This window comes from Rhizobium sp. CCGE 510 (genome assembly GCF_000292525.1).
In the GTDB taxonomy this organism is placed as follows: domain Bacteria; phylum Pseudomonadota; class Alphaproteobacteria; order Rhizobiales; family Rhizobiaceae; genus Rhizobium.
The window spans coordinates 186,008-210,338 of sequence record NZ_AEYF01000015.1; the positions used below are offsets into that span (position 1 = coordinate 186,008).

Annotated in this window: 24 protein-coding genes; 12 read left to right on the forward strand and 12 right to left on the reverse strand. The window is 61.2% G+C overall.

The genetic code is table 11. From position 1 onward, the window contains the following. The first annotated feature begins 1 nt into the window (after position 1). Positions 2 to 1,075, forward strand: coding sequence for a sn-glycerol-3-phosphate ABC transporter ATP-binding protein UgpC (gene ugpC / locus RCCGE510_RS07960; protein WP_007628833.1), 1,074 nt, complete (start codon positions 2 to 4; stop codon positions 1,073 to 1,075). A gap of 261 nt (positions 1,076 to 1,336) precedes the next feature. On the opposite strand, the gene kdgD is transcribed toward ugpC (RCCGE510_RS07960), so the two are convergent. The 3 genes from kdgD to RCCGE510_RS07975 form a co-directional block, all read right to left on the reverse strand. Further along, positions 1,337 to 2,263, reverse strand: coding sequence for a 5-dehydro-4-deoxyglucarate dehydratase (kdgD, locus tag RCCGE510_RS07965; RefSeq protein WP_007628834.1), 927 nt, complete (start codon positions 2,261 to 2,263; stop codon positions 1,337 to 1,339). Between the two features lie 35 nt (positions 2,264 to 2,298). Continuing rightward, on the reverse strand, positions 2,299 to 3,273 hold the full coding sequence (locus RCCGE510_RS07970; protein ID WP_007628835.1) for a mannonate dehydratase: 975 nt from the start codon (positions 3,271 to 3,273) through the stop codon (positions 2,299 to 2,301). A gap of 65 nt (positions 3,274 to 3,338) precedes the next feature. Further along, a complete protein-coding gene (locus RCCGE510_RS07975; protein WP_007628837.1) occupies positions 3,339 to 4,049 on the reverse strand; it encodes a FadR/GntR family transcriptional regulator in 711 nt (236 codons plus the stop codon). 134 nt (positions 4,050 to 4,183) lie between these two features. Here RCCGE510_RS07975 and RCCGE510_RS07980 point away from each other — a divergent pair, with 134 nt between their 5' ends. Genes RCCGE510_RS07980 through RCCGE510_RS08000 form a run of 5 tightly spaced genes read left to right on the forward strand, consistent with a single transcriptional unit; the run spans position 4,184 to position 9,315 of the window. Then, the gene (locus tag RCCGE510_RS07980; protein ID WP_007628838.1) at positions 4,184 to 5,779 is read left to right on the forward strand and encodes an ABC transporter substrate-binding protein; all 1,596 of its coding nucleotides are present in this window, start codon (positions 4,184 to 4,186) and stop codon (positions 5,777 to 5,779) included. Between the two features lie 21 nt (positions 5,780 to 5,800). After that, positions 5,801 to 6,829, forward strand: coding sequence for an ABC transporter permease (locus RCCGE510_RS07985; protein WP_007628840.1), 1,029 nt, complete (start codon positions 5,801 to 5,803; stop codon positions 6,827 to 6,829). Further along, positions 6,826 to 7,728 carry an ABC transporter permease gene (locus RCCGE510_RS07990; RefSeq protein ID WP_007628841.1) on the forward strand — a complete coding sequence of 301 codons (903 nt, stop codon included), beginning with the start codon at positions 6,826 to 6,828 and terminating at the stop codon, positions 7,726 to 7,728. The genes RCCGE510_RS07985 and RCCGE510_RS07990 overlap by 4 nt, the downstream gene beginning before the upstream one ends. Next, on the forward strand, positions 7,715 to 8,575 hold the full coding sequence (locus RCCGE510_RS07995) for an ABC transporter ATP-binding protein (RefSeq protein WP_081525685.1): 861 nt from the start codon (positions 7,715 to 7,717) through the stop codon (positions 8,573 to 8,575). The genes RCCGE510_RS07990 and RCCGE510_RS07995 overlap by 14 nt, the downstream gene beginning before the upstream one ends. Continuing rightward, positions 8,572 to 9,315: an ABC transporter ATP-binding protein gene (locus RCCGE510_RS08000; protein ID WP_007628844.1), complete on the forward strand. Its 744-nt coding sequence runs from the start codon at positions 8,572 to 8,574 to the stop codon at positions 9,313 to 9,315. The genes RCCGE510_RS07995 and RCCGE510_RS08000 overlap by 4 nt, the downstream gene beginning before the upstream one ends. Here the strand turns inward: RCCGE510_RS08000 and RCCGE510_RS08005 are convergent. Then, entirely contained in the window at positions 9,302 to 10,348 is a 1,047-nt protein-coding gene (locus tag RCCGE510_RS08005; RefSeq protein ID WP_007628845.1) for a LacI family DNA-binding transcriptional regulator, read from the reverse strand. The genes RCCGE510_RS08000 and RCCGE510_RS08005 overlap by 14 nt on opposite strands. Positions 10,349 to 10,534: 186 nt before the next feature. Between RCCGE510_RS08005 and RCCGE510_RS08010 the strand changes: the two genes are divergently transcribed. The 5 genes from RCCGE510_RS08010 (at position 10,535) to ugpC (RCCGE510_RS08030) (ending at position 17,675) form a co-directional block, all read left to right on the forward strand. Then, on the forward strand, positions 10,535 to 13,054 hold the full coding sequence (locus RCCGE510_RS08010; protein WP_007628846.1) for a hypothetical protein: 2,520 nt from the start codon (positions 10,535 to 10,537) through the stop codon (positions 13,052 to 13,054). A gap of 168 nt (positions 13,055 to 13,222) precedes the next feature. Then, positions 13,223 to 14,482 carry an ABC transporter substrate-binding protein gene (locus RCCGE510_RS08015; RefSeq protein ID WP_007628847.1) on the forward strand — a complete coding sequence of 420 codons (1,260 nt, stop codon included), beginning with the start codon at positions 13,223 to 13,225 and terminating at the stop codon, positions 14,480 to 14,482. An 11-nt stretch (positions 14,483 to 14,493) separates the two neighbouring features. Next, a complete protein-coding gene (locus RCCGE510_RS08020) occupies positions 14,494 to 15,531 on the forward strand; it encodes a sugar ABC transporter permease (RefSeq protein WP_007628848.1) in 1,038 nt (345 codons plus the stop codon). After that, positions 15,528 to 16,577: a carbohydrate ABC transporter permease gene (locus RCCGE510_RS08025; protein ID WP_007628850.1), complete on the forward strand. Its 1,050-nt coding sequence runs from the start codon at positions 15,528 to 15,530 to the stop codon at positions 16,575 to 16,577. The genes RCCGE510_RS08020 and RCCGE510_RS08025 overlap by 4 nt, the downstream gene beginning before the upstream one ends. Positions 16,578 to 16,595: 18 nt before the next feature. Next, positions 16,596 to 17,675 carry a sn-glycerol-3-phosphate ABC transporter ATP-binding protein UgpC gene (gene ugpC, locus RCCGE510_RS08030; RefSeq protein WP_007628851.1) on the forward strand — a complete coding sequence of 360 codons (1,080 nt, stop codon included), beginning with the start codon at positions 16,596 to 16,598 and terminating at the stop codon, positions 17,673 to 17,675. 21 nt (positions 17,676 to 17,696) lie between these two features. On the opposite strand, the gene RCCGE510_RS08035 is transcribed toward ugpC (RCCGE510_RS08030), so the two are convergent. From RCCGE510_RS08035 to RCCGE510_RS08055, 5 genes are all read right to left on the reverse strand, one after another. Further along, positions 17,697 to 18,725, reverse strand: a complete 1,029-nt coding sequence (locus RCCGE510_RS08035) for an amidohydrolase family protein (RefSeq protein ID WP_240539637.1) — start codon at positions 18,723 to 18,725, stop codon at positions 17,697 to 17,699. Beyond that, positions 18,691 to 18,996: a lipocalin-like domain-containing protein gene (locus RCCGE510_RS08040; protein WP_240539641.1), complete on the reverse strand. Its 306-nt coding sequence runs from the start codon at positions 18,994 to 18,996 to the stop codon at positions 18,691 to 18,693. The genes RCCGE510_RS08035 and RCCGE510_RS08040 overlap by 35 nt, the downstream gene beginning before the upstream one ends. A gap of 294 nt (positions 18,997 to 19,290) precedes the next feature. Further along, positions 19,291 to 19,980, reverse strand: coding sequence for a type 1 glutamine amidotransferase domain-containing protein (locus tag RCCGE510_RS08045; RefSeq protein ID WP_007628854.1), 690 nt, complete (start codon positions 19,978 to 19,980; stop codon positions 19,291 to 19,293). A 153-nt stretch (positions 19,981 to 20,133) separates the two neighbouring features. Further along, a complete protein-coding gene (locus tag RCCGE510_RS08050; protein WP_007628856.1) occupies positions 20,134 to 20,580 on the reverse strand; it encodes a DUF6640 family protein in 447 nt (148 codons plus the stop codon). Next, positions 20,577 to 21,722, reverse strand: coding sequence for an alkene reductase (locus tag RCCGE510_RS08055; RefSeq protein ID WP_007628858.1), 1,146 nt, complete (start codon positions 21,720 to 21,722; stop codon positions 20,577 to 20,579). Before RCCGE510_RS08055 ends, RCCGE510_RS08050 begins: the two co-directional genes overlap by 4 nt. 97 nt (positions 21,723 to 21,819) lie before the next feature. Between RCCGE510_RS08055 and RCCGE510_RS08060 the strand changes: the two genes are divergently transcribed. After that, positions 21,820 to 22,224: a helix-turn-helix domain-containing protein gene (locus RCCGE510_RS08060; protein WP_007628860.1), complete on the forward strand. Its 405-nt coding sequence runs from the start codon at positions 21,820 to 21,822 to the stop codon at positions 22,222 to 22,224. A gap of 100 nt (positions 22,225 to 22,324) precedes the next feature. On the opposite strand, the gene RCCGE510_RS08065 is transcribed toward RCCGE510_RS08060, so the two are convergent. Genes RCCGE510_RS08065 through RCCGE510_RS08075 form a run of 3 tightly spaced genes read right to left on the reverse strand, consistent with a single transcriptional unit; the run spans position 22,325 to position 24,193 of the window. Then, the gene (locus RCCGE510_RS08065; RefSeq protein ID WP_007628862.1) at positions 22,325 to 23,236 is read right to left on the reverse strand and encodes an alpha/beta hydrolase; all 912 of its coding nucleotides are present in this window, start codon (positions 23,234 to 23,236) and stop codon (positions 22,325 to 22,327) included. 50 nt (positions 23,237 to 23,286) lie between these two features. Beyond that, positions 23,287 to 23,595: a superoxide dismutase gene (locus tag RCCGE510_RS08070; RefSeq protein ID WP_037078092.1), complete on the reverse strand. Its 309-nt coding sequence runs from the start codon at positions 23,593 to 23,595 to the stop codon at positions 23,287 to 23,289. Between the two features lie 28 nt (positions 23,596 to 23,623). Next, the gene (locus tag RCCGE510_RS08075) at positions 23,624 to 24,193 is read right to left on the reverse strand and encodes a flavodoxin family protein (RefSeq protein ID WP_007628866.1); all 570 of its coding nucleotides are present in this window, start codon (positions 24,191 to 24,193) and stop codon (positions 23,624 to 23,626) included. Positions 24,194 to 24,331: the final 138 nt, after the last annotated feature.

The window sequence follows — 24,331 nt, forward strand, 5'->3', positions numbered from 1 at the left end:
TATGGCATCGGTTGAACTGAACGATATTCGCAAGACCTATGGCGCCGTCGATGTCATCCACGGCATCTCGCTGGATATTCAGGATGGGGAATTCGTCGCCCTGGTCGGGCCGTCCGGCTGCGGAAAATCGACGCTGCTGCGGATGATCGCCGGTCTCGAGGAAATCACCGATGGCGAGATCTCCATCGGCGGCAAGGTGGTCAACGCCATGACGCCGCGCGAACGCAACATCGCCATGGTCTTCCAGTCTTACGCGCTCTATCCGCACATGACCGTGGCTGAAAACATGGGCTTCAATCTGAAGCTCGCCGGCGTCGCCAAACCGCAGATCGAGCTCCGCGTCGCCGAGGCCGCCCGCATGCTCGATCTCGCCCAGCTGCTCGACCGCAAACCGGCGCAGCTTTCCGGCGGTCAGCGCCAGCGCGTCGCCATGGGCCGCGCCGTCGTGCGCAATCCGGCCGTCTTTCTGTTCGACGAGCCGCTGTCGAACCTCGATGCGAAACTCCGCGTGCAGATGCGCTCGGAAATCAAGACGCTGCACCAGAAGGTGAAGACGACCTCGATCTATGTCACCCACGACCAGATCGAAGCGATGACGCTGGCCGACCGCATCGTCGTGCTCAATCAGGGCAGGGTGGAGCAGCAGGGCACGCCGCTCGAACTTTACCGCAAGCCCGCCAATCTCTTCGTCGCCGCCTTCATCGGATCGCCGGCGATGAACATGCTCGACGGCACCGTCGACGGCGAAAACGGCGCGCCCGCCGCCCGCCTCGAGGACGGCACGGCGATCCGCATCGCGCCAGATCGCAAGGTCAAGCTCGGCCAGGCCGTCACCATCGGCCTCCGCCCCGAACATCTCGTTCCCGGCCTGTCAGACGGCACGCCGCTTGCCGGCCGCACCATGCTGGTCGAACCCACCGGCGCCCAGACCCATGTAGTTTTCGATCTCGCCGGCCAGCAGGTGACCGCCATCGTCGACGGCGAATACCCGGTCCGCTACGGCGCGGCGTTCGAGGCAAGTATTGCCAGCGATCAGGTGCATGTTTTCGACCGCGGCAGCGGCGTGGCGCTGTAAGTAGGATTTGTTGGGGACTACGATATTCTCGGCCTGCGAGGTCGGCGAGATCAGCCCCTCACCCTAGCCCTCTCCCCGTAAAACACGAGAGGCGTGCGGGGACGGAGAGGTCTGCGGCTTGTCCCTTCTCCCCGCGCGCGGGGAGAAGGTGCCGGCAGGCGGATGAGGGGCAGCCTCAGGGATGGATCGCACCGGCAGCGCACAAAGCCGAGGGCGACACTTGATAGAGAGCGAAATGCCGCGCCCTCGGTCTTTCACGTATTATTCCGCCGCGATCCGCGAGACGCCGTTGGCCTGCACGATCTTGTCCAGCAGCGCCAGCTCGTCCTGGGTAAGATCCGTCAGCGGCGGGCGCACCGGGCCTGGGTTCTGACCAAGGACGTGCAGGCCGGCCTTGATGATCGAGACGGCATAGCCCTTCTTTCGGTTGCGCAAGGCAACGAAGGGGAAGAAAAAGCTCTTCAGGATTTCGTCGACGGTCGCTTGATCGCCGGTGCGCAGGGCGCCGTAAAAGCGCTGGGCCAGCGCCGGGACGAAGTTGAAGACCGCCGAGGAATAGGTCGTCACGCCGGCAGCAAAATAGGCCTGGGCGTAGACCTCATGGGTCGGCATGCCGCCGACATAGACCAGGCGGTCGCCAAGCAGGGTGGTGATTTCGATGACCTTGTCGACATCGCCGACGCCGTCCTTGAAGCCGATCAGGTTCGGGCATTCGTCGGCAAGCCGCGCGATGCTTTCGGCCGTCAGCACGGCGTTGTCGCGGTTATAGACGATGACGCCGATGCCGACCGATTGGCAGACCGCCTTGACGTGGGCGACGAGGCCGGCCTGTTCGGCAAACATCAGATAGGGCGGCAGCAGCAACAGCCCGTCCGCGCCGGCCTTTTCGGCCGCCTGGGCGATCTCGATGGCAAGCGAGGTGCCGTAGCCGGTGCCCGAGATGATCGGCGTCTTGCCGGCGGCGGCCTTGGCGGCCCGGATAACCTGCGGGATCTCGGCCGGATTGAGGGAGAAGAATTCTCCCGTGCCGCCGGCGGCAAACAGTGCGGCGGCGTCGTAACCTGCAAGCCACTCGACATGGCGGCGGTACTTCGCCTCGTCGAATTTCAGCTGATCGTCGAAATGCGTCACCGGAAACGACAGGAGACCGCTACCGACGGCCTTCTTCAATTCAATCGGGTTCATCATCAAGTCCTGTTCTTTACGTGTTGAATTTTGACCGTTCAGGCGCTTTCGAGCGTCTGCAGAAGGGCTGCGATATAGCCGTAGCAAAAGGCAAATGCGGTGGCGGAAGGGTCTCTGCCGCTGACGGTCGGCACGTGGTCGGGCATCAGCATGTATTTGTAGCCGACCTCCTTGTAGATCCTGGCCGAGCGGACCATGTCCATGTCGCCCTCGTCGAGGAAGGTCTCCATGAAAGAGAGCTTGCCGCCGCGAATATTGCGGAAGTGAACGTTGAAGATCTTGTTGCGCTGACCGAACCAGCGAATGATGTCGTCGATCTCCTCGCCGGGATTGTCGAGCATCTCACCGATCGAGCCCTGACAGAAATTGAGGCCGTGATAGGGATTTTCGCGCATCAGCACGAATTTCTTCAGGCCTTCGACGGTGCCGAGCACCCGCGTGACGCCGCGATAGCCGGGTGGCGTATAGGGGTCGTGCGGATGGCAGGCGAGCCTGACGCGATTGCTTTCGGCAACCGGAACGACCCGTTCCAGGAAATAGTCGATCCGTTCCCAGTTTTCGTCTTCGGAGAGCACGCCGGCAAGACCGGGCTCGGCCTGCTGATCGGTCTTGTCCCAGCGGAAGCTGGCATTCATCGACCCGCCGCGTCCCGGTTCATCGGGTGTGCGGGGAATGCCGATCAGGTTGAGATTGTATTTCACCGCTGGAATACCGGCCGCCGCGGTATTCTCGATCAGCTTGCAGACGGCGTCGATCTGCCTGTCGCGATCGGGGCCGGCAAGCAGGATGTCGGGATAGGACGCCTTCTCGATCGGCTGCGAGGGCAGGGGCAACTGGATCATGTCGAGGATCAGGCCGAAGCTTTCGATCTTGTCGCGATGACGCTCAAGATCGGCAAGCGTCCAGCTGCTCGGTTTTCCCGGCGGATCTGCGTTGATATGCTTCACACCCAGTTGCGCGAAGATACGATAATCGTCGTCATCCCGCGCTGCGACTTGTGTTCCCAGATACATGTGAGTCTCTTTCCATATTCAGCAATGTCATATGACATAATATGAATCTTGAAAGGTGTCGAGCCCTATTGCTGCTCGGCAAGCATTCGGTAGCGACGTTGGCTGGCCACCATATGCGCGCGCATCGCCTGGCGGGCGCGATCCGGATCCTGATCGGCGATGGCGGACAGGATCTCGACATGTTCGGCATAGACTTTTTGAAGATAGTCGCGCTCATTGGCTTCGGGCAGCGTCGGAAACTGGCCGCGGGGAATGGCCTTGGCGCCGAATTGGCGCAGGACATCGACATAGAATCGGTTGTTGGTGGCAGCGGCAATTGCCATGTGAAAGGCGTAGTCCGCCTCCACCGTTTGTTGTCCAGTCTCGATCAGGTTGGCCATTCTGCGGTTGGCCTCGCGGATGGCAGCCTCCTGCTCGGCGGTGCGGCGATAGGCGGCAATCGCCGCCGCTTCACCTTCGGCCGCCATGCGAAACTCCAGCAACTCAAGGGTTTCTGGGATGCTTTTGATTTCCACCGGGGTCAGCGGCAATATCGATTGAACCTTTGGATCTGCTACAAACACCCCTTTGCCCTGGATCGGTCTGACGAAGCCCGCCGACCTGAGGTCGGCAATCGCCTCGCGCACCACGGTGCGGCTGACCCCGAAGGTCGCTTCAAGCTGCGGCTCGGTCGGCAGCTGGTCCCCGACCCGCAATTTGCCGGTTTCGATTTGCGCTCGCAACTGATCGATGACCTGCTGCGCCAGTCGTTGCCGCCCACCATTGAGTGTTGTCATTTTTCTGCTCCCCAGTCCCTTCGCACTCAAGTCTCCCGTTCAGGTCTTGTCAATCGTATCAGACTTCGATAGATCATAATACGACATACGGGGGACATAATATGTCTCTTATGGTAATTCATGGAGGAGTGACAATGAAGCATTTTTCTAAAGGTTTGTTCGTCGGGGCCGTTTTCGGCGCCTTGACGATGGCTGCGCCGCAGCTGCAGGCCGCCACGCCGCAGGACCAACTGGTTGTCGGTACATCGCTGGCCCAGGTTCTGTCCCTTGATCCACATCAGGCGACCGAAGGCAAAGCGGTCGAAATCATGTCGAATCTCTATGACCGGCTGGTCGCCAGCACAGCGGATGGCAAGATCCTTCCGCAGTTGGCGGAAAGCTGGAAGGTTGACGACAAAGGCATCACATTCACGCTGCGCAAAGCCAATTTCGCCTCCGGCAACCCGGTCACCTCGAAGGACGTCGTCTATTCGCTGGCGCGGCTGCTGAAGATGGATCAGGCCGCTGCCGCCAATCTCAAGCGCGTCGGTTATGACAAGAACAATGTCGAAAAGCTCGTCAAGGCGGTCGACGACCAAACGGTGCGCATCGATCTCTCCGACCAGGTGACGGCGGAGCTTCTGCTCTACCGGCTGACGACGACGACCACCAGCGTGGTCGACAGCGTCGAGGTCGAGAGCCACGCCGTCGACAATGACTACGGCAACGCCTGGATGCGGACGCATTCGGCCGGCTCCGGTCCGTTCACCCTCAATCGCTGGTCTCCGAACGAGCTTGTCATTCTCGACGCCAACAAAGGCTATGTCGACGGCGCTCCGAAGATGAAGCGCGTCATCGTCCGGCATGTGCCGGAAAGCCAGGTCGAGCGGCTGATGCTGGAGCGCGGCGATATCGATATTGCCAGCGCGCTGACGGCCTCCGATCTCGCGACGTTCCAGGCCAAGCAGGGTTTTGCCATCCAGCGCATTCCGACAGGCGGTTTCTACGTTCTGTCGATGAATGCCGGCAACCAGTACCTCGCCAATCCCAAGGTCCGCGAAGCAATCGCCTACGGCATCGACTACAAGGGCATCGAAAAGACGATCATGGGCCCCTACGGACGGGCAAGAACCGTTCCCGTTCCGGAGAACTTCGAATATGCGATCCCGAGCCCGGATTGGCAGCTCAACGTCGAAAAGTCCAAGCAGTTGCTGAGCGAGGCGGGTTTCAAGGACGGCTTCACGCTAACGCTGAAGACCATTGCGCAAACGCCGCGCATCGATCTTGCCACCGCCATCCAGGCATCGCTTGCCCAGGTCGGCATCAAGATCGACATTCAGCAGGGCAACGGCTCGGAAATCATTGCCGCCCATCGCGCCAGGGATTTCGATCTGCTGATCCCGCAGACCAGCGCCTATATGCCGAACGTGCTCGGTTCGATGGAGCAGTTTTCCTCCAACCCGGACAACTCGAAAGAGGCCAACAATGCCGGCAATTTCGTTTGGCGCTCGGCCTGGGACATTCCCGAGCTGACGGCCCTGACGGCAAAAGCATCGATGGAGCCGGACGCCAAGAAGCGCGGCGAACTCTACGTTCAGATGCAGAAGATGTTCATCGAACAGAAGCCGGCCGTGCTGCCGATGTTCGAGCGCTTTGAGCCGATCGTCCTGACCGGCAAGGTCCAGGGATATGTCGGACATCCGTCTCAAATGACGCGTCTCGAGAACGTGACCAAGGTCGAAACCCAGTAAGACTCGAGAGGACAGCCGATCATGAAGGAACTCTCCGTAGCCGAATTTGGCCGACGCCTGGCGCATTTGCTGGTCAGCCTGTTCATTCTCCTCTGTGTGACCTTCGTGATCGGCCGCGTCCTGCCCACCGATCCGGTCGGCGCGATCGTCGGCGAACTCGCCGATCCCGCCGCCTATGCAGCGATGCGGGCCCGCCTGGGGCTCGATCTGCCGATCTATCAGCAGTTCTTCCTCTATCTGAACGGGCTGGCGCATGGTGATTTCGGCACTGCCGTGCTCACCGGCAATCCTGTTTCCTCAGACCTCGCCCAGGCGTTTCCGGCGACATTCGAACTGGCGACGCTGGCGGTGATCATTTCGACATTCGTCGGTGTGCCGCTCGGCCTCATCGCGGCTTTGTTTCGCGACAGCTTCATCGACAAGATAGCCCGGGTGGTCGCACTCGTCGGGCATTCGATCCCGGTCTTCTGGTTCGGCATCGTCGGGCTCGTCATCTTCTATGCGGGCCTGAACTGGGTCGGCGGGCCGGGCAGGATCGATGTCTTCTACGAAGGCCTCGTTACGCCGCGAACCGGCCTGTTGCTGATCGACAGCCTGCTGCAGGGTGAGACGGAAATCTTCTGGAATGCGCTCGGTCATATCATTCTGCCTGCCATCATTCTCGCCTATGCGGCGATGGCCTACATCACCCGCATGACACGCAGCTTCACCCTGGAGCAGTTGAGCCAGGATTACGTCATCGCCGCCCGTGCCAAGGGTGTGAGCCCCTTCGGCACGATCTGGCACCACGTGCTGCCGAACATTGCCGTGCAGTTGATCACCATCCTCGCCATTTCCTATGGCGGACTGCTCGAAGGCGCTGTCGTCACCGAGATCGTCTTCTCCTGGCCGGGCATCGGCCAGTACATGACGAACGCCCTCATGATCGGCGACATGAACGCCATCGTGGCCGGCACCATCATCGTGGGATTCATCTTCATGCTGTTAAACTTCCTTGCCGACGTCGCTTACGCCGTCTTCGATCCGCGCATGCGGGAGGCGGCCCGATGAGCGACGCCATCCACACTGACATTCAGATCCGCCCGCCAAGCGTCTCGACCCGCATAGCGGCGTCGTTTGCGCGCGCCGGCCGCAAATTGGCTGCCGAGCCGCTTGGCCTTGCCGGTTTCGTCATCCTCGGCCTGCTGTGCCTGATCGCCATCTTCGCGCCGCTTCTGGCGCCTTATGATCCGGTCGTGCAGTCGCTCGGCGATGCCTTGCAGGCCCCGAGCCTGGCGCATTGGGCTGGCACCGACGAATTCGGCCGCGACATTCTAAGTCGCCTGATCTTCGGCACGCGCATCACCATCCAGACCGTGCTGTCGATCTCCCTGATCGTCGGGCCGATCGGTCTGCTGATCGGCGTCGTCGCCGGCTTCTTCGGCGGGCGGACCGATGCGCTGCTGATGCGCGCCACCGATATCGTTCTGTCCTTCCCGTCGCTGATCCTGGCGCTGGCTTTTGCCGCCGCCCTCGGCGCCGGCCTGACCACGGCGATCATCGCGATCTCGCTGACCGCATGGCCGCCGATTGCCAGGCTTGCACGCGCCGAAGCCCTGGTCGTCAGAAACGCCGACTATGTCGTCGCCGCCCGCCTCTACGGCGCTTCGCCGATCCGCATCCTTCTCCTCTATATCGCCCCGATGTGCGTTCCGTCAGTCATCGTTCGCCTGACCCTCAACATGGCCGGCATCATCCTGACGGCAGCGTCGCTCGGCTTCCTCGGCCTCGGCGCGCAGCCGCCGGCGCCGGAATGGGGTGCGATGATCTCCAACGGCCGCAAATTCATGCTCGATTACTGGTGGGTCGCCGTGATGCCGGGTGTCGCCATCCTTCTCACCAGCCTTGCCTTCAACATCGCCGGAGATGCTCTGCGCGACCTTTTGGATCCCCGCCATGCCAGATCGTAAAATCCAAGATCATGATCTGCAGCCTGTTCTGTCCGTCAAAGGACTGAGCGTCCGCTTCGGCCGCGGCGCCGTGCCCGCCGTTTCCAATGTCAGTTTCGACGTCGGGCGCGAACGTGTCGGCATCGTCGGAGAATCCGGTTCCGGCAAATCGACGACGGGCCGCGCCATCATGCGGCTGCTGCCGCCGGCTGCGGTCGTCACCGCCGAACGCCTGGATCTTGGCGGCGATCCGTTGCTTTCAAGGAGCGAGCGGCAGATGGGTGGGCTTCGCGGCAAGGATATCGCGCTGATCATGCAGGATCCGCGTTATTCGCTGAATCCGGTGCTCTCGATCGGCAAGCAGGTCGCCGAAGCCGCACGCCTTCATCTCAGTCTCGGCAAGGCCCAGGCGTTTGATGCTGCCCGCGCCATGCTGGAGCGCGTGCGCATCAGCGATCCGGACCGGGTCATGGCGCTTTATCCCCACCAGATATCGGGCGGCATGGGCCAGCGCGTGATGATCGCCATGATGCTGCTGGCGCGGCCGAAGCTTGTTATCGCCGACGAACCGACCTCGGCGCTCGATGTCAGCGTTCGCAAGGACGTGCTGCTGTTGCTCGATGAACTGGTGCGCGAGAACAATTCCGGCCTGCTGTTGATCAGCCACGATATTCGCATGGTGGCGGCTTTCTGCGAGCGCATCATCGTCATGTATGCCGGCCGCATCGTCGAGACGCTGACCAGTCTCGAAGAAGCGCGCCATCCCTATACGCGCGGGCTGATTGCCGCGTTGCCCGACCCGAAGAACCCGGTTCGCCGGCTGGCGGTTCTCGACCGGGCCAAACTCGATCTGGAGACGGCGCAATGATCAATGTCCGCGACCTCGATGTCGTCTTTGCCTCCGGCAAATCCAGCAATCATGTCGTCAGGGGCATCAGTTTTCAGGTCAAGCAGGGGGAGACGCTGGGCATCGTCGGCGAATCCGGCTGCGGCAAATCGACGGTGCTGCGTTGCCTTGCCGGAATGGAGGCCGGCTGGACTGGGCAGATCGAGCTTGGCGGCAGACAGATCGGCAAGCAGCGCTCCCGCGAGGAGCTGAAGTTCGCCCAGATGGTGTTTCAGGACCCTTACGGATCCCTGCATCCACGCCATCGGATCGGCACCGCGCTCGCCGAGCCGCTGCGCGCCATGCGCCATTCCGACATCTGGTCGAAGGTCGAAAAGGCCTTGGTCCAGGTGGGACTGCCGGCGAGCTTCGCCAATCGTTTTCCCCATGAGCTTTCCGGCGGTCAGCGGCAGCGCGTGGCGATCGCCCGGGCGCTGATCCTGTCGCCGCCCATTCTGCTGCTCGACGAGCCGACATCGGCGCTCGATGTCTCGGTCCAGGCCGAAATCCTCAACCTGCTTGCCGATCAGCGCGAGGAAAAGGGACTGACCTATCTGCTCGTCAGCCACGACCTCGCCGTCATCGCCCATATGTGCGACCGGGTGTTGATCATGAAGAACGGTTGTTTCGTCGACGAACTGACCAGAGAGGATCTGCAGGCCGGCGTCACGCATGATGCCTATGCGCGCGAGCTGTTCGAAGCGAGCTTCATCGAAGCTTGATATTCGGGCTGACGGCCGCCACGCTGCCTCTTTCGACGAGATGGCAGGCAAGCTCGACGCGGCGCCGAGGTGCGGCCAGGCCGAGCATCATGTCGCGCAGCAGATCGAGCGCGGTGGCGCCGAGTTCGCGCATCGGAATATGCACCGTCGACAGCGGCGGAGTGACAAAGGCCGACTGCGGCAGGTCGTCAATGCCCATGACGGAGATGTCCTGCGGCACGACATAACCCATCGCCTGCAATCCGCGCACGGCGCCGGCGGCAAGGCTGTCGCCCGCCGTCAGGATGGCGGTGAAGGAAAGGCCTTTGTCGCGGACGAGGCGGGTGATCGCCTCGGCGCCGAGTTCCGGCAGCCAGTCGTCCACCTCGAGCACCAGATCGGCATCGGCCGTCAGCCCGTGATGCCGCAGGGCATCGCGCCAGCCCTCGAGGCGCCGCTCGATCGTCCGCCGACCCGGCCTCAGCATGAACAGGATGCGTTCATGTCCGGCCTTGATCAGGTGCTCGGCGGCGATGAAGGCGGCCGAGCGGTTGCAGGGCGTCACACTCGAAAGCCGCATATAGGGATCGTCGCTATTGACCAGCACGACCGGCTTGCCGAGACCGGCGGCTGCCGCCAGCATATCCTCCTCGTCGACGGTCAGGATCAGCATGCCGCCAAAGCTCGGATCATCACGCATCTCGGCGACGACGCGGGCTTCATCGCCCTTGTCGGCGACAGGACGCATCGCCAGCTCGATGCCGAGGGCGGCCGCACGCGCATTCAATCCTTCGAGCACATAGAGCGTGAACTGGTTGCGCACATAATCGATCATCGCCGCGCCGGAGGCGACGAGCATGACTTTTTTGCCGGCGACGCTTCCCGGCACGGCGTAGCTGACGGCACTTGCCGTTTCCAGCACCAGCTTGCGGATATCAGGCCGGACGCCCTTTTCGCCGGCCAAGGCGCGCGAGACCGTGCTGATCGAGACGCCGCATCGGGCGGCGATATCGTCGAGGCGCGTGCGCCTGCCTTTTTTCTCGTCCCCCGCCATGTCGTTCTCCTCGCTCCCACTCCTTTATGCAAAAATCTTTCAGATTGCGCAAACAGAATGCCTATGCACAATTGCCCAAGAGGAGTCCGCGGCAAGCGGCAGAGCAGGGAGGCTTTGAAGATGCGGCTTGACCGCCAGTCCATGCGTCGGCGTTTCAGACGTCTCGCGGCTCGAGCGAGCTGAAGCATGACCGCTGAGAAATCCCATCTTCGTCGCGCCACGGGTAAGCAGAGCCCGATCGTCTACTGGCAGCTCGGCCACCTCTCGCAAGAGCGCTACGACGTCGCCGACCGGCCGATGGAAGGCAGGATGGATCCGTTTTTCTTCGTTACCAAGACGAAGAACTTCATCCCGCACGAATATCCCTGCCGCACCGAATTCAAAAAATCCTTCTCCGGCCAACGGCCGCAACCGACAGCCGAATTCGAACCGGTCCGCTGGTGGCTGCCCTTTGCCTCGCCGCGTGTCGATCTCTCCGGCTTCTGGTTTCGCCCGACCCGCATCGGCTGCTGGGCGCGCACCTTCCTCGATGCCCGCTCAGTCGGGCCAGCCGCGTTTCGCCTGTCGACCTGCGGCGGCGCCATTTTCTTCGTCAATGGCCGCGAGCAGGGCTTCATGGCGCCTTATGAGCGCAATCTGGAAGCCCAGCAGCTTTTCGAGGTCGAACTGACGGCAGGCCTCAACGAGATCCGCATTTATTTCGACGATCTCGCCGAGCGCGATGCCCGCTTCTATTTCCAGCTGGATTATCTCGACGGTCCGGAGGTCGAAACCGCTGTTCCCGTTCCGATCGCCGCCGCTGCTGCAGACGGCCTGGAGGCGATCCTCGAAGGCATGCGCTTCGACCGTACCGCCTATCTCGGCGAGGACGTGACGATCCTGTTTCCGGTACCGCTGCCGGTGGCGCTGAGTTGCCATGTCGAGATTGAAGGCGACTTCATGTCGAGCGAGCGCTTCGACTATGATTTCGCGCTCGAAGAAGGCGCTACCAAGCTGGCACTTGGCACCTCGGCTGATATGCCCGCCGATTTTCGCCATTTCCGCATCACCTTCAAGATAGGCGGACTTTCGCTCAGTCGCACGCTCGGCGTCGAGATCTGTCATCCTCAACGCCAGGGGCAAGCGCCCGCCGCGTTGGAGGACCGCGTTGCCGAAGCGCTTGCCGAGGTCGCCGCCCATTCAGAGCCGGACGCGGTCTGCGCGTTCGCGCGCCTGGCGCTGGGGCAGGGCGGCGAGGAGACCGAGGCGATGATCTCGGCCATGCTGCCGGTCATCGAGGATTGCCACGACTGCGCCGACTTCGTGCTGGTGCCGCTGCTCTTTGCTTATACCCGCTGGAGCGATCTGCTGTCGCAAGGTCTGCGCGACAGGATCGAGCAAGCGGTCCTCAATTACCGCTATTGGATGGACGAGCCGGGCAACGACGTTCAGTGGTATTTTTCGGAAAACCACGCGCTGCTCTTCCATACCGCGGCCTATCTCGGCGGCAAGCTTTTCCCTGATGCCGTCTTCGTCCGTTCAGGCCGCACCGGCACCGAGCAGATGAAGGTCGGCGAAGAGCGGGTCCGCGCCTGGCTCGACCATTTCGAGCGCTGGGAAATGGCCGAGTGGAATTCAGTTCCCTACTTCCCGATCGACCTCAAGGGCCTGACGGCGCTTTCCGCCTGCGCGCCGGATGAGACGATCCGCACCCGGGCAAATACCAGCATCGTCCGCCTGATGGAAATCGTCGCCCGCTCGGCCCATCACGGCATGCTGACCGGCAGCCAGGGTCGCTCCTACGAACATACGCTGCGTCCCGGCCGCTCGGTCGAACTGTCGGCCATTTCTAGGCTGCTCTGGGGCCGCGGCTGGTACGGCCGGCGCGTTCACGCCTTGCCGCAGCTTGCCGTCTGCATTCGCGATCACGGCCTGCGTTTTCCCGAAGAGCTGGCTGCGATGGCCGCACACCAGTCCGACGACGCGCAGGAATGGACCTTTTCCCAGGGCGAGAACCGTTTCGCCGCCCTCTATCACTATAAGACCCGTGACACTGCACTCGGCACCATCGCCCATTATCGTCCCGGCGCCTGGGGCTACCAGGAGACAGTGCTGCACCTGCGCCTGGGCACCCGGCCGGAAGCGCAGATCTGGATCAATCATCCCGGCGAAACCATTCAGTTCGGCTACGGCCGGCCGAGTTTCTGGGGCGGCTGCGGGACCTTGCCGCGTGTGCACCAGTATCGCGATCTGGCGATTCTCGATTTCGACATCCACGACGGCCAGCCGAATTTCACCCATGCCTGGTTCCCGCTCGAAGCCTTCGACGACACGGTGGTTGACGGCAAGCTGGCGCTCGCCCGCTCCGGCGACGGCTTGGCGATGCTGATTGGCAACGGACCGCTGGAGCCGGTGAAACAGGGGCCGACGACGGACATCGAGCTGCGCCTGGCCGGCCGCACCGGTCGCTGGATCGTCCGTCTCTCCGATGTCGGCCGCGAGGGTGACCTTGATGGCATGCAGACGCGTTTTGCGACCCTATCGGCCCGCCGCGACAATGAGGGCGCCCTGATCGTCGTCGATCCGGATTATGGCCAGATCGTCTTCGAGGAGGACGGCACCGTGCGCGCCGAAGGCCGTATTCTTCGCCCGCCGGACTGGTCGGTGCGGGGAGACGCGGTACATCTAAAGATACCGGGCAGGCAGCTTCGACGCGCGGCCTCGTAGACGACATGTCCGGCAGGCGGAGGACCGGCCGGACCTGCTGCTTAATTCCTTAAATCGGAATCGATTTAAGGATAAAATTATGCAGCAATTCAAAGTGTTACAGCGTCTTTGGCGCGTCTGAAAAGACGCGCGGCGCTGTAGGAATTCATCGGTCAGGAGGAGGACAAAATGACCAGAATGAAATCGATCGGCGCAGCTTTCGCCGCAGTTCTCTTGAGTTCCGTCGCCGCCCATGCCGGCGACGTGCGTATCATGTGGTATTCCGACGGCGGCGAAGGCGCCGTTATCAAGGATCTGCTCTCGCGCTTCTCCAAGGCCAATCCCGACATCAACGTCATCCTCGACGAGGTCTCCTACGACGTCGTCAAGGAACAGCTGCCGGTGCAGCTCGAAGCCGGCAAGGGCCCCGATATCGCCCGCGTCACCAATCTGAAGGCGCAGGCGCAACACTGGCTCGATCTTCGCCCGCTGCTCGCTGATGCGAAATACTGGGACGACAATTTCGGCGCCCAGGCCGACTGGATGCGTCCCGACGGCTCGAACGCCATCACCGGCTTCATGACGCAGCTGACGCTGACCGGCGGTTTCGTCAACAAGACGCTGTTCGAGCAGGCAGGCGTCGAAATTCCCGGTCCGAAGGCCACCTGGGACGATTGGGCGGCCGCCGCCAAGAAGGTCGCCGACAGCCAGAAGGTCTTCGCCATGGCGATCGACCGCTCCGGCCACCGCGTCTCCGGCCCGAACATTTCCTACGGCGCCAACTATATCGCTGCCGACGGCAAGCCGGCCCCGATCGATCAGGGCGCCAAGGAATTCCTCAGCCGCTTCGTCAAGTGGAACGAGGAAGGCATCGTCAACAAGGATGTCTGGGTCAGTGCTGCCGGTACCACCTACCGCTCCGCCGCCGACGATTTCATCAATGGGGGCCTTGCCTATCTTTATTCGGGCAGCTGGCAGATCTCGGGCTTCGCACAGAAGATCGGCGACAGTTTCGACTGGGTAATGGCGGGAAGCCCGTGCGGCACGGCCGCCTGCACCGGCATGCAGGGTGGCGCCGGTCTGGTCGCCGTCAAATACACCCAGAACCCGAAGGATGTCGCCAAGGTGATGGACTACCTGGCCGGCGCCGACGTGCAGAAGGAGTTCGCCGAGCGCAGCCTGTTTATTCCGGCGCATAAGGCCGTGGCCGCCGGCCAGATGGACTTCAAGACCGACAATCCGCATGTGCAGGCGGCGCTGAAGGCCTTCGTCGAAGCTGCCGGCCAAACGGCCGCACCGGCGATGAAGCTGCCCGGCTGGAAGTGGTCGGACGCCTATTACAGCGCCATCGTCGCCCGCATCAGCCAGGTGATCGCCGGCGAAATGAAGCTCGACGACGCCTATAACCGGATCGACGAGGACATCAAGGCCAAGGTCGCCGGCAACTGACGGACGGACAGATGGCGGGAAAGACGGTTTCTTCTGAACCACCGGTGAAAACCGGTCTGCGGCAGGCGCTCTCGGCCCCTGTCCGGCTTGCCATGGGGCTGGTCGACGTTCCCATGCGGGCCTGGCAGAAGCTGACAGGGCTGAACGGCATGGCGGGCGTCTTCCTGGCGCCCAATATGCTGATCTTCACCGTCTTCGTGCTCCTGCCGCTGGTCATCAACTTCCTTTATTCAACGACGAGCGGCAGCGGCATCTTCCTGCAGAACAGGACCTATGTCGGCGCCGACCAGTATCGCATTCTGTTCGATTGCGGCTCCTACCTCGACCCTTCGACCTGCGCGGCTGACACGTTCTGGGCGGCGGTGCGCAACACCGCCGTCTTCGTCGTCTTCCAGGTGACGGTGATGCTGATCGCGGCGCTGGCAACGGCTTTGATCCTCAACCGCGAGCTTTCCAATCGCGGCTTCTGGCGGGCCGTGTTCTTCTTTCCGGTGCTGCTGTCGCCGGTCGTCGTCGGCCTGATCTGGAAATGGATCCTGCAGCGCCAGGGCCTGTTGAACTATGCGTTGAGCCCCTTCGGCTTCGAACCCTTCTCCTGGCTCAGCGATCGTTTCTGGGCCTTCTTCTTCGCCGTCTTTGTCTCGGTCTGGGCGCATATGGGCTTTTATGCGCTGATCCTGCTTGCCGGCCTGCAGGCGATCCCGCGGGATCTCTACGAGGCGGCGGCGATGGACAAGGCGAGCCCCACCCGCATCTTCCGGCGCATCACTTTGCCGCTGCTGATGCCGAACCTGATCGTCGTCCTTGTCCTGGCGCTGATCCGCGCCGTGCAGATCTTCGACGAGGTCTTTGTGCTCACAGGCGGCGGGCCGGGCACTAGCGCCATGTACATCACCCAGTACATCTACGAGACCGGCTTTGCGAGTTCGTTGCGCAACCCCGGCCTTGCGTCGGCCGCCTCGATCCTGATGGGCATCTTGCTCGTCATCCTGACGCTGGTTCAACTCGGCGCCAGCAGCCGCAACGAGAAGAAGGGGAAACGCCAATGAGCGCCGTTGGCACCTTCCTGCTGCGCCGTCGCGGCCGGGGCTGGCACTGGACGGATGTCATCACCTGGATCTGGCTGGTCTCGGGCGTCTTCCTGATGTTCGGCCCCGCCGTCTGGCTGGTCTTCTCCTCGTTCAAGACACCGGCGGCCCTGGCCGAATTCCCGCCGTCCTTCCTGCCCTATGTCACTGAACAGGCGGTCGTGCCGGGCTACGACAAGCCGTTACCGCTCTATACCGTGACGATGCCGGACGGCAGCAGCCGCGTGCTCGCCGAAGTCCGCCGCATCGGCATCATCGGCCAGATGGTCGACCCGAAACAGCCGGGTGAAATCGTCAAGGCGAACATCAAGGACCGCTCCCCGGTGCGCAAGGTCGAATTTGCTGCCGGCAACTACACCGAGCCGTTCCAGCGCTTCGATTTCTTCCTGTTCCTGCGCAACTCTGTCTTCGTCACGGTCATCGCGACGGCAATCACGCTGCTGGTCAATTCCATGGCCGCCTTCGCGCTGTCGAAATACCAGTTCCCCGGCCGCACCGCCGTCATGCTGATGATCCTGGCGACGCTGATGGTACCGCTTTCGGTCATCGTCGTGCCGCTCTATTCCGTCATCGGCACCTTGAACCTCTTCGACAGCCTCTGGGGCGTCATCCTGCCGACCGTCGCCACCCCGACGGGCGTCTTCCTGCTCCGGCAATATATGCTGACCATCCCCGACGAGCTGATCGATGCGGCGCGCATGGACAAGGCCAGCGAATGGCAGATCTACTGGCGCATCATCCTGCCGTTGTCGGCGCCGGCGCTGGCGGTGCTGGCGATCTTCTCGGTCGTCTGGCGCTGGAACGACTTCCTCTGGCCGCTGATCGTGCTGTCGCGCAAGGAACTCTATACGCTGCAGGTCGGCCTCAACGTCTATGCTGGCGAACTCAATGTGCAATGGCACTATATCCTCGCCATGACCGTCGTCTCGATGATCCCGGTGGTGCTGATCTTCGTCTTCCTGCAGCGCTTCATCACCACAGGCATTGCGGGCTCTGGACTGAAATAAGATGAAACAGGAGAGTGCATGAGCGGCCTCGAGCTCAGGAACATCGTCAAGAATTTCGGCGCCGTCGAGGTCATCCGCGATGTCTCGCTTGCCGTCAACGACGGCGAGTTCGTCGCTTTCGTCGGCCCTTCCGGCTGCGGGAAATCGACGCTGCTGCGCCTGATCGCCGGGCTCGACAAGCCGACTGCCGGCAGCATCGCCATCGACGGCAAGGATGTGACCGAGATCGGTGCCGCCGACCGGGGCCTTGCCATGGTCTTTCAGTCCTATGCGCTCTATCCGCATATGAGCGTGCGGGAAAACCTGGCCTTCGGTCTGGAGAATACCAAGGTGGCGAAGGCCGAGATCGAAGCCCGCATCACTGACGCCGCCCGCATGCTGGAGATCGAGCCCTTCCTGCAGCGCCGTCCCGGTCAGCTTTCCGGCGGCCAGCGCCAGCGCGTCGCGATCGGCCGTGCCATCGTTCGCCGACCGGATGCCTTCCTGCTCGACGAGCCGCTGTCCAATCTCGACGCCGAACTGCGGGTCAGCATGCGCGCCGAACTCGCCGCCCTTCACGCCCGCCTGAAGGCGACGATGATCTATGTCACCCACGATCAGGTTGAGGCAATGACGCTTGCCGACCGCATCGTCGTGCTTCGAGGCGGCAGGATCGAGCAGGTGGGAACTCCGCTGGAACTTTACAACACGCCGGCCAACCGCTTTGTCGCCGGCTTCATCGGCGCACCGCACATGAATTTCCTTGAGGGGTCGATTATCGGCCACGAGAACGGTTTCGCCGAGATCGAAACCGTCGGCGGCCACCGTCTTTCAGCGATTGCCAAGGAGGTGCGCTCAGCGGGCGAGAGAGTCAGCATCGGCATCCGGCCGCAGCACATCACCCTTGCCGATGGAACTGGCGCGCACAAGCTGGACACCCGCATCACCCTCGTCGAGGAACTGGGTTCGGAAACCGTCGTCCACGCCGACGCAGGTGGAAAGAAGCTGATCGCCGTCTTTGCCGGCCAGCAACGGATGAAATCAGGCGACAGCCTGCCGCTCAATCTCGATCCCGCCGTGCTGCACCTCTTCGGCGAGGATGGCCAGCGTCTGTCTTGATCGATTGTGTCAAACCGCTCGTCAACTTCCAGTCAGGCGCTCCCAATTTGCATGTGCGAACTGTGCCTTATCGCCGGCGCCGAGGTCCAGATCTTCGATAAACCGCCGGGCATCGCCTCCGGGCCGATATTGGTATGGGTAATCCGTCGAGAACAGGATGCGGTCAGCGCCTACCGCGTCGATCGCCTGGCGCAGATAGGCCGGGCTGAACATGCCGCTGGCCGTCAGATAGAGATTGCTCCTGATATAGTCGATGAATGGCCGCTGGAGTTTGGACACCCGATCCAGCATGACCAGTCGCTCAAGATAGAAGAGCACCAGTTCACCCCAGTGGCCGAGGATCACCTGCAGATTGGGATATCGGTCGAAGACGCCCCCGAGGACCATGCGGATGAACTGGATACCCGCCTCGAAATGCCATCCGAGGGCGAAGGTGGAGAGGGCGAGATCAATCGGCGTGCCGAAGCCCCCATAGTAGGCGTCGCGAACGCTCGTCTGCGGAATCTGGGGGTGAACCAGCAGTGGAACGCCGAGCTCGGCCGCACAAGCGAATGTCGGTTCGAAGATCACGTCATCCAAATTCTTATCGCCGACCCGCCCAAACAGAACGGCACCTTTGCAGCCCAGTTCCTCGACGGATCGTCGCAATTCCCGCGCCGCTGCTTCAGGCTCCGCCGAGGGCAGGGCCGCCATAAACTGAAAACGAGAAGGATTGGCAGCCACGGCTTCGGCCAGCAGGTCGTTGGCACGACGAGAGAGATCGATGCCGTGGTGACCGAGGTTGTTGAGACCCGGCGTCGTTAAAGAGAGGACCTGAACATCGACGCCTGTCTCGTCCATCAGTGCGAGCCGCTGCTCTCCAAGATCGGCAAGCCGTTCGCCGATCATCCCAGGATTGAGGCCGAGGGTTCCGTCATCGGCGCCGGGTATAGTATTCCATGCCCGCTTCACTTCATCGGGGAGGACATGCTCTTCGATCGCTATGATTCTCATCTCTGAAACCCTTGAATCCGTGTCATCCGCGGCGCCAGACGACGCGCCAGTTTTCATTATCTCGCGTTGATGTGAGGATGAGCTGGTCATCCACTAAGCTGTATGCCCGAGGCAAATCTTGGTCCACAAGCTCGCGAACCAACGCTCCTTCGATGCGATAGACAATGATGCCGTTCGGGACATCGGGCGAAATCGTACCGTAGCTCGCTTCGTACCCGGCGCTGCTATACGCGCTGTCGACATGGTGAGGTTCGAGGTTGCGAACCTGAACTGCCATGTGGCCATCACGCGTAAAGACGAGGAGACCTTCGACGTCGGCCGTCCTCATAGCGCCGCTTGAATCGGGCTGCTCGATCGTCACAAGGTGCCAGGCGCCCTCCAATCGTGCGACGACATCAGTGCGGTCGCTTGCTCTTGCTTATCAGCGACGGTCTTCATTTGGTTGAGTACCTCCATAATTGTTACTCGATTGCTTCAGTTCTCGTGCAACCATGCAGGAGGGGCGGCTCCGCCAAAGCGCAGCCATCAATCATGTCTTTGTCCTATTCCGCGCCGATCCAAGCAGAAAAACCCATCATAAGGAGCTTCCTCGCTGGACCCGAAGATATGCGGAGATCGTCGTTCAGCGCTTCGTGGTCAGCTCATCGACCAGAGCTTTACCGACGCCATGGGCGGACGCCGGGTTCTGGCCCGTGACCAAGCCGCCATCGGTCACGACATTTTCCGACCAGTTGGGCGCGGCCTGATGCAGCGCGCCGCGCTGCTTGAGCGTGGTCGCAAGGAGATAAGGCACCACCTTCGTGTAATTGACTTCGGCTTCCTCCTCGTCGGTAAAGGAGGCTAGCTTCTTGCCGGCGACGAGATAGCTGCCGTCGGACAATGTCGCATTCACCAGCGCGGCCGGGCCGTGGCAGACCGCCGAGACGACACCGCCCGCTTCCCAGATTTCACGGATGACCTTCTGCACGGCCTCGTTGTCTGCGAAGTCCCACATCGTGCCGTGGCCGCCGGCGAAGAAGACTGCCGAGTAGCGCGACGGGTCAAGATCCTTCAGAATCAACGTGTCAGCCAGCGTCCTACGGAAGTCCTTGTCCTTCCAGTAGTGGGCGTTGGCCGCATCGGAGAGATCGAAGAAGTCGATCGGCGGGTGGCCGCCGCGGATCGAGGCGATCTCGTAGGGTATTCCCGCCTTGTCGAACACATCGAGCGGATGAGTCAGCTCTACCATTGCGAAGCCGGTCGGCTCGCCGCTGTCGCCGCGGATCGGATGGCTGGTGACCACGCACAGGATGGGCTTGATCGTATTTGCCATGTTTAGGTCTCCTCAGGATTTAAGCGAGGCCATGTCGATGACGAAGCGATACTTCTCGTCGCTCCTCAACATGCGCTCATAAGCTTCGTTGATCTTCTGGATGGGAAGGCGCGATTGCCGAAACGAATAATTTCAACGAACCCGTTGTCGGAACTATTGATTTTGTCTCGGTCCTCGCGCGCGAAAGACTAAGAGGTTAGCAACAAACACTGCAGCGAGGGATGCGGCAATGGCGTATGCCTGCGGGGGAATTTCTCGCATCGAATGTCCTGGTCGGAGCAGATTAGGGTCAGTCCACGCAGTTCCAGGAAAGAAAAAGGCTGTCACTTGGGTCAACCAGTAGACTGTCAGGAATATGTTGGCTGCAATCATGTTCGATCGGAGGTCTCCTTTCCGACGCCAGACAAAGAACAAGCCCGCAATGCCCAGGCACACGCCGAGCGACATGGTCTGGGCGTTGTGAAACTTCGCGTGGGGAGGCCAAAGTGGATTGTAAATATGGGTGGCGTTCCAGTCCGCGAAAAAAGAACCGGAAATGGTCAACAACGCTACTAAGCTTAACAGTACCAACGCTGACAACGGAATAGAGGTCGTCTTCATGCCGTTTCTCCAGCGAGCTTGGAACTCCGCGGTTGTGCGGCATGAGCGCCTAAGCTCGGGTAGTCGGTGTAGCCCACCGATTCATCCTCCCCCGGCACATAAAAGCTCGGATAATCTGGGATGTTGAGCTCTGCGCCCCGGCGGAAACGTTTCGGCAGGTCGGGACTCGCGAGGAAAGGCACGCCATAGGCGATGAGGTCAGCCTCTCCTCGAGAGATAGCGGCCTCGCCGAGCTCGGCATCGTAGCCACCGTTCAATATCAACGTGCGCGAGAAGGCACGCCTAAGATGTGGCGCAACTCGCTCCACGCCCGGCGAAGGCGCATCAGGTCCAGCAACACCTTCTGTTACGTGCAGATAAGCCAGTCCGAGTCTATCCAGTTCAGCGGCAAGGTAGGTGAATGTCTCGATAGGTGCCGAATCATGCATCGAATGAAGCGTCATGCTGGGGCCGACACGATAGCCTACGCGGTCGCCGCCCAGGATTTCTGTCACCGCAGCCGCGACCTCCAAGGGAAAGCGCGCTCGATTTTGGATTGAACCACCATAACGATCTTCTCGGATATTCGACCCATCGCGCAAGAACTGGTCGAGCAAGTAACCCGAACTGCCATGTATTTCGACGCCGTCAAAGCCGGCGGCTGCAGCGTTTCGAGCGCCTTGACGAAACTGTTCTACTAGGCCTGGAACCTCTTCGGTCGCAAGAGCCCGCGGGACGGGTGTCGGGGCCGGACCTGTCGAGATAAACGCTTCCGCATTCGCGCTAAGCGGGGAGGGGCCAACGGGCGGTTTGCCGCCGTGGAACTCGGCATGAGAGACGCGACCGACGTGCCACAGTTGTGCGAAGATTACCCCACCTGCTTCGTGGACCGCGGCCGTCACGCGGCGCCAACCGTCAACCTGCTCAGCGGAGTGTATGCCCGGTGTGCGGATGTATCCGACGCCCTGCGAACTGACCTGAGTCGCCTCCGAGACTATAAGTCCGGCAGAAGCGCGCTGCCCGTAATAGACCGGCGCCAAAGGATGAGAAACATTGCCATCGACGGCGCGGCTGCGTGTCATTGGAGCCATGACCATGCGGTTCTTGAGCGTGATTGCTCCCAAGCGGTGTGGAGACAAAAGGTTGGTTAGCTGATTGGTCATAGAGGAAACTCTTCCAGGATCACGAGAGGTTGGTGGTATTCGTTAGTAACCAAAGCTATATTGCGTACCGTACTGCACCCCGCAAGAAGGCACATTCATGACACCAAGTCACAATCGCCAGGGACCGAACTGTACGGCGTTTACCCGTGAACTGCTGAGCCGTGTCGGTGACAAATGGAGCATCCTAATTGTCGCTCACCTGGCAGAGGGGCCGATGCGCTTCAACACCCTCAAGCGAACGATTGGCCAGATTTCGCAGCGGATGTTGACGTTGACGCTGAAAAGTCTCGAGAAGGATGGCCTAGTTTCGCGTACAATGTTCCCGACCATTCCGCCGCGTGTTGATTACGAACTGACGCCCCTCGGCCACACGCTGATGGGTCCTGTTATGGGGCTGATCAACTGGTCCCACGAACATCAGGACGAGGTCGAGACGGCACGACGGGGCGACGTCGAACGCGCGGGCACTTCGGACAGAGACCGCGGTGTCGTGCGGACGTGAGGACGTCGGCACTTCCCGGATGCTGTCAAACGGCGGCAGCTGACAATGCTGTTTTGCAAGCGCGTTGAGGTCCACCGCTGGCTCTCCAAAAACGGTGAACTCAAAGTTGTCCGAAGAATGACACCAACTTTTCAACGGCTTCGTTCACATATTCCGGCTTGTCGTAGAGCGCGATGTGCGTTGCACCGTCTACGACAAACAACTCCTTCGGCCCGTTGGAAAGCCCATATGCCTGATCGCTGTAGATCTTCGTGTCCGCCTCGCTCCCCGCGATCAGCAGCATTGGTTGTGTCAGTAATTCCGGAAGCAAGGCGAAGGTCGAAAACGCCAACATCCTGTCGAGGCTGGACATGAGGAAGCGGCCCTTGGAATTCGGATGCTCGCCCCGCGGCGTCCTGTAATAATCGTAGCCTTCCCGCAGCATCGTCGGCGTATTCCCGTCGATATCTTCCAGATTTTCCGGCACGAACGAGCCATAAACGGGCGCCCCTCCCATCGCTTCCGCAGTACGCTGCCTTGCCGCCGCCTCAAGCGTCTTGATTTGCTCGTCGATGGGTATCGGGCGGCCGAAGAAACTTCTGGCGGCTTCGCCCATCGGAGTCGCACTGACCCCGGCCACCGCCTTGAAGCGGCGCTCGGTCTGGGCTACGGCGAGTGCGTATCCGCCGCCGGCACAGACGCCGAACACCCCCATACGCGCGACGTCTACATATGGAAGTGTCGTCAGAAAGTCCGCTGCGCACCGCGCATCTTCCACTCTCGTCGTCGGATCCTCCAGCAGGCGCGGTTCGCCCTCGCTCGCACCCTGATAGGAGGAGTCGTACACCACGACGACGAAGCCACGAGCTGCAAGCCTTTTGGCGTAAACGCCAATGGTCTGCTCCTTCACGCCGCCTGCCGGATGGATGCCGACGAGGGCGGGATATTGTTTATCACCCCGAAAGTCGTCGGGCAGATGAAGATGTGCGGCGATTTTGATTGCACTGTTCATAAAGGACACATCTTTGATCATCTCTGCTCTCCATTTTTCCGAAGTGATGCCGGGTTGCGAACGCTGCCGGATCAGAAATTTTGGGCGATGTCGGGGGCGAACAGCGATTCCCAGTTCGTGAAGGGGCCGAGCGGGATCACGTCCCAGCCGATCAGGCCGGCTTTGGCGAGGGGAAATTCGGCAAGCGCCGCTTTGGCCGCTTCAACGGACTCGGCTTCGGCGATGATGGCGACTCCGGGACGGTCCTGCCGGAAGTAGATGTCACGGATGACGCCGCCTTTGTACATCTGCCAGGCGTGACGCGCCTCATCCTGCATATGCGGCTGATACTTCTCCAGCGAGGCGTCGGGCTGTGGGACATCGAGACAAAGCAATTTCATGTTCAGGCTCCAGGTTCGGGGTTTGTGGTTAGGCGGGTTGAAACCGGCTGGTGGTCTCGGCCACGCGCTGGCCGAGATACTGAGCCGTCTTGAGGTCGCTGCCGATCAGTGCGACGTCGGGCGCTTGGTCTACGTTCGATTGGGTCATGACGCCCAGCCAGCTTCCCAGCCGGTTGAGATCGTCCACGCTGCCGGTGCTGCTACTGTTTCCGGGCATCATATCGAGGCCGACCCAGATCATCCCGTGCTGGGCGGCGAACAGCGCCATCGATATGAGCGAGTTCAGCTTGTCGCCGTGCTGGGCGCCTGAGTTGGTAAAGCCGGCGGCAATCTTGTTACGCCACTTCTGGGCCGACCAGGCAGCTTTGGTCGAATCTTCAAAGAACTGCTTGAGCTTGGCGCTGATCAGGCCGTTATAAGTCGGCGATCCGAAGATGATCGCGTCGCTTTGCTCGAGCGTTTCCCAGTCCATCGGGCCATCCGCAACGGCGATAAGTTTCGCCTCAGCCCCTTCTACTTCGCTTACGCCGGCGGCGACTGCTTCAGCGACGCGCGCGGTGTGACCGAAGCCACTGTCGTATACGATTGAAATCAACAATTTGATCGCCTTCCAATAACGAGAATGCGCATGACGGGAGGACGATTTAGATCGATGAACACTGATCGCTCTGAAATGTCATTTGCTTGGATGCCATCAATACAGAAGAATGAAATTCAGTAGTGGCGATTGTTTTTC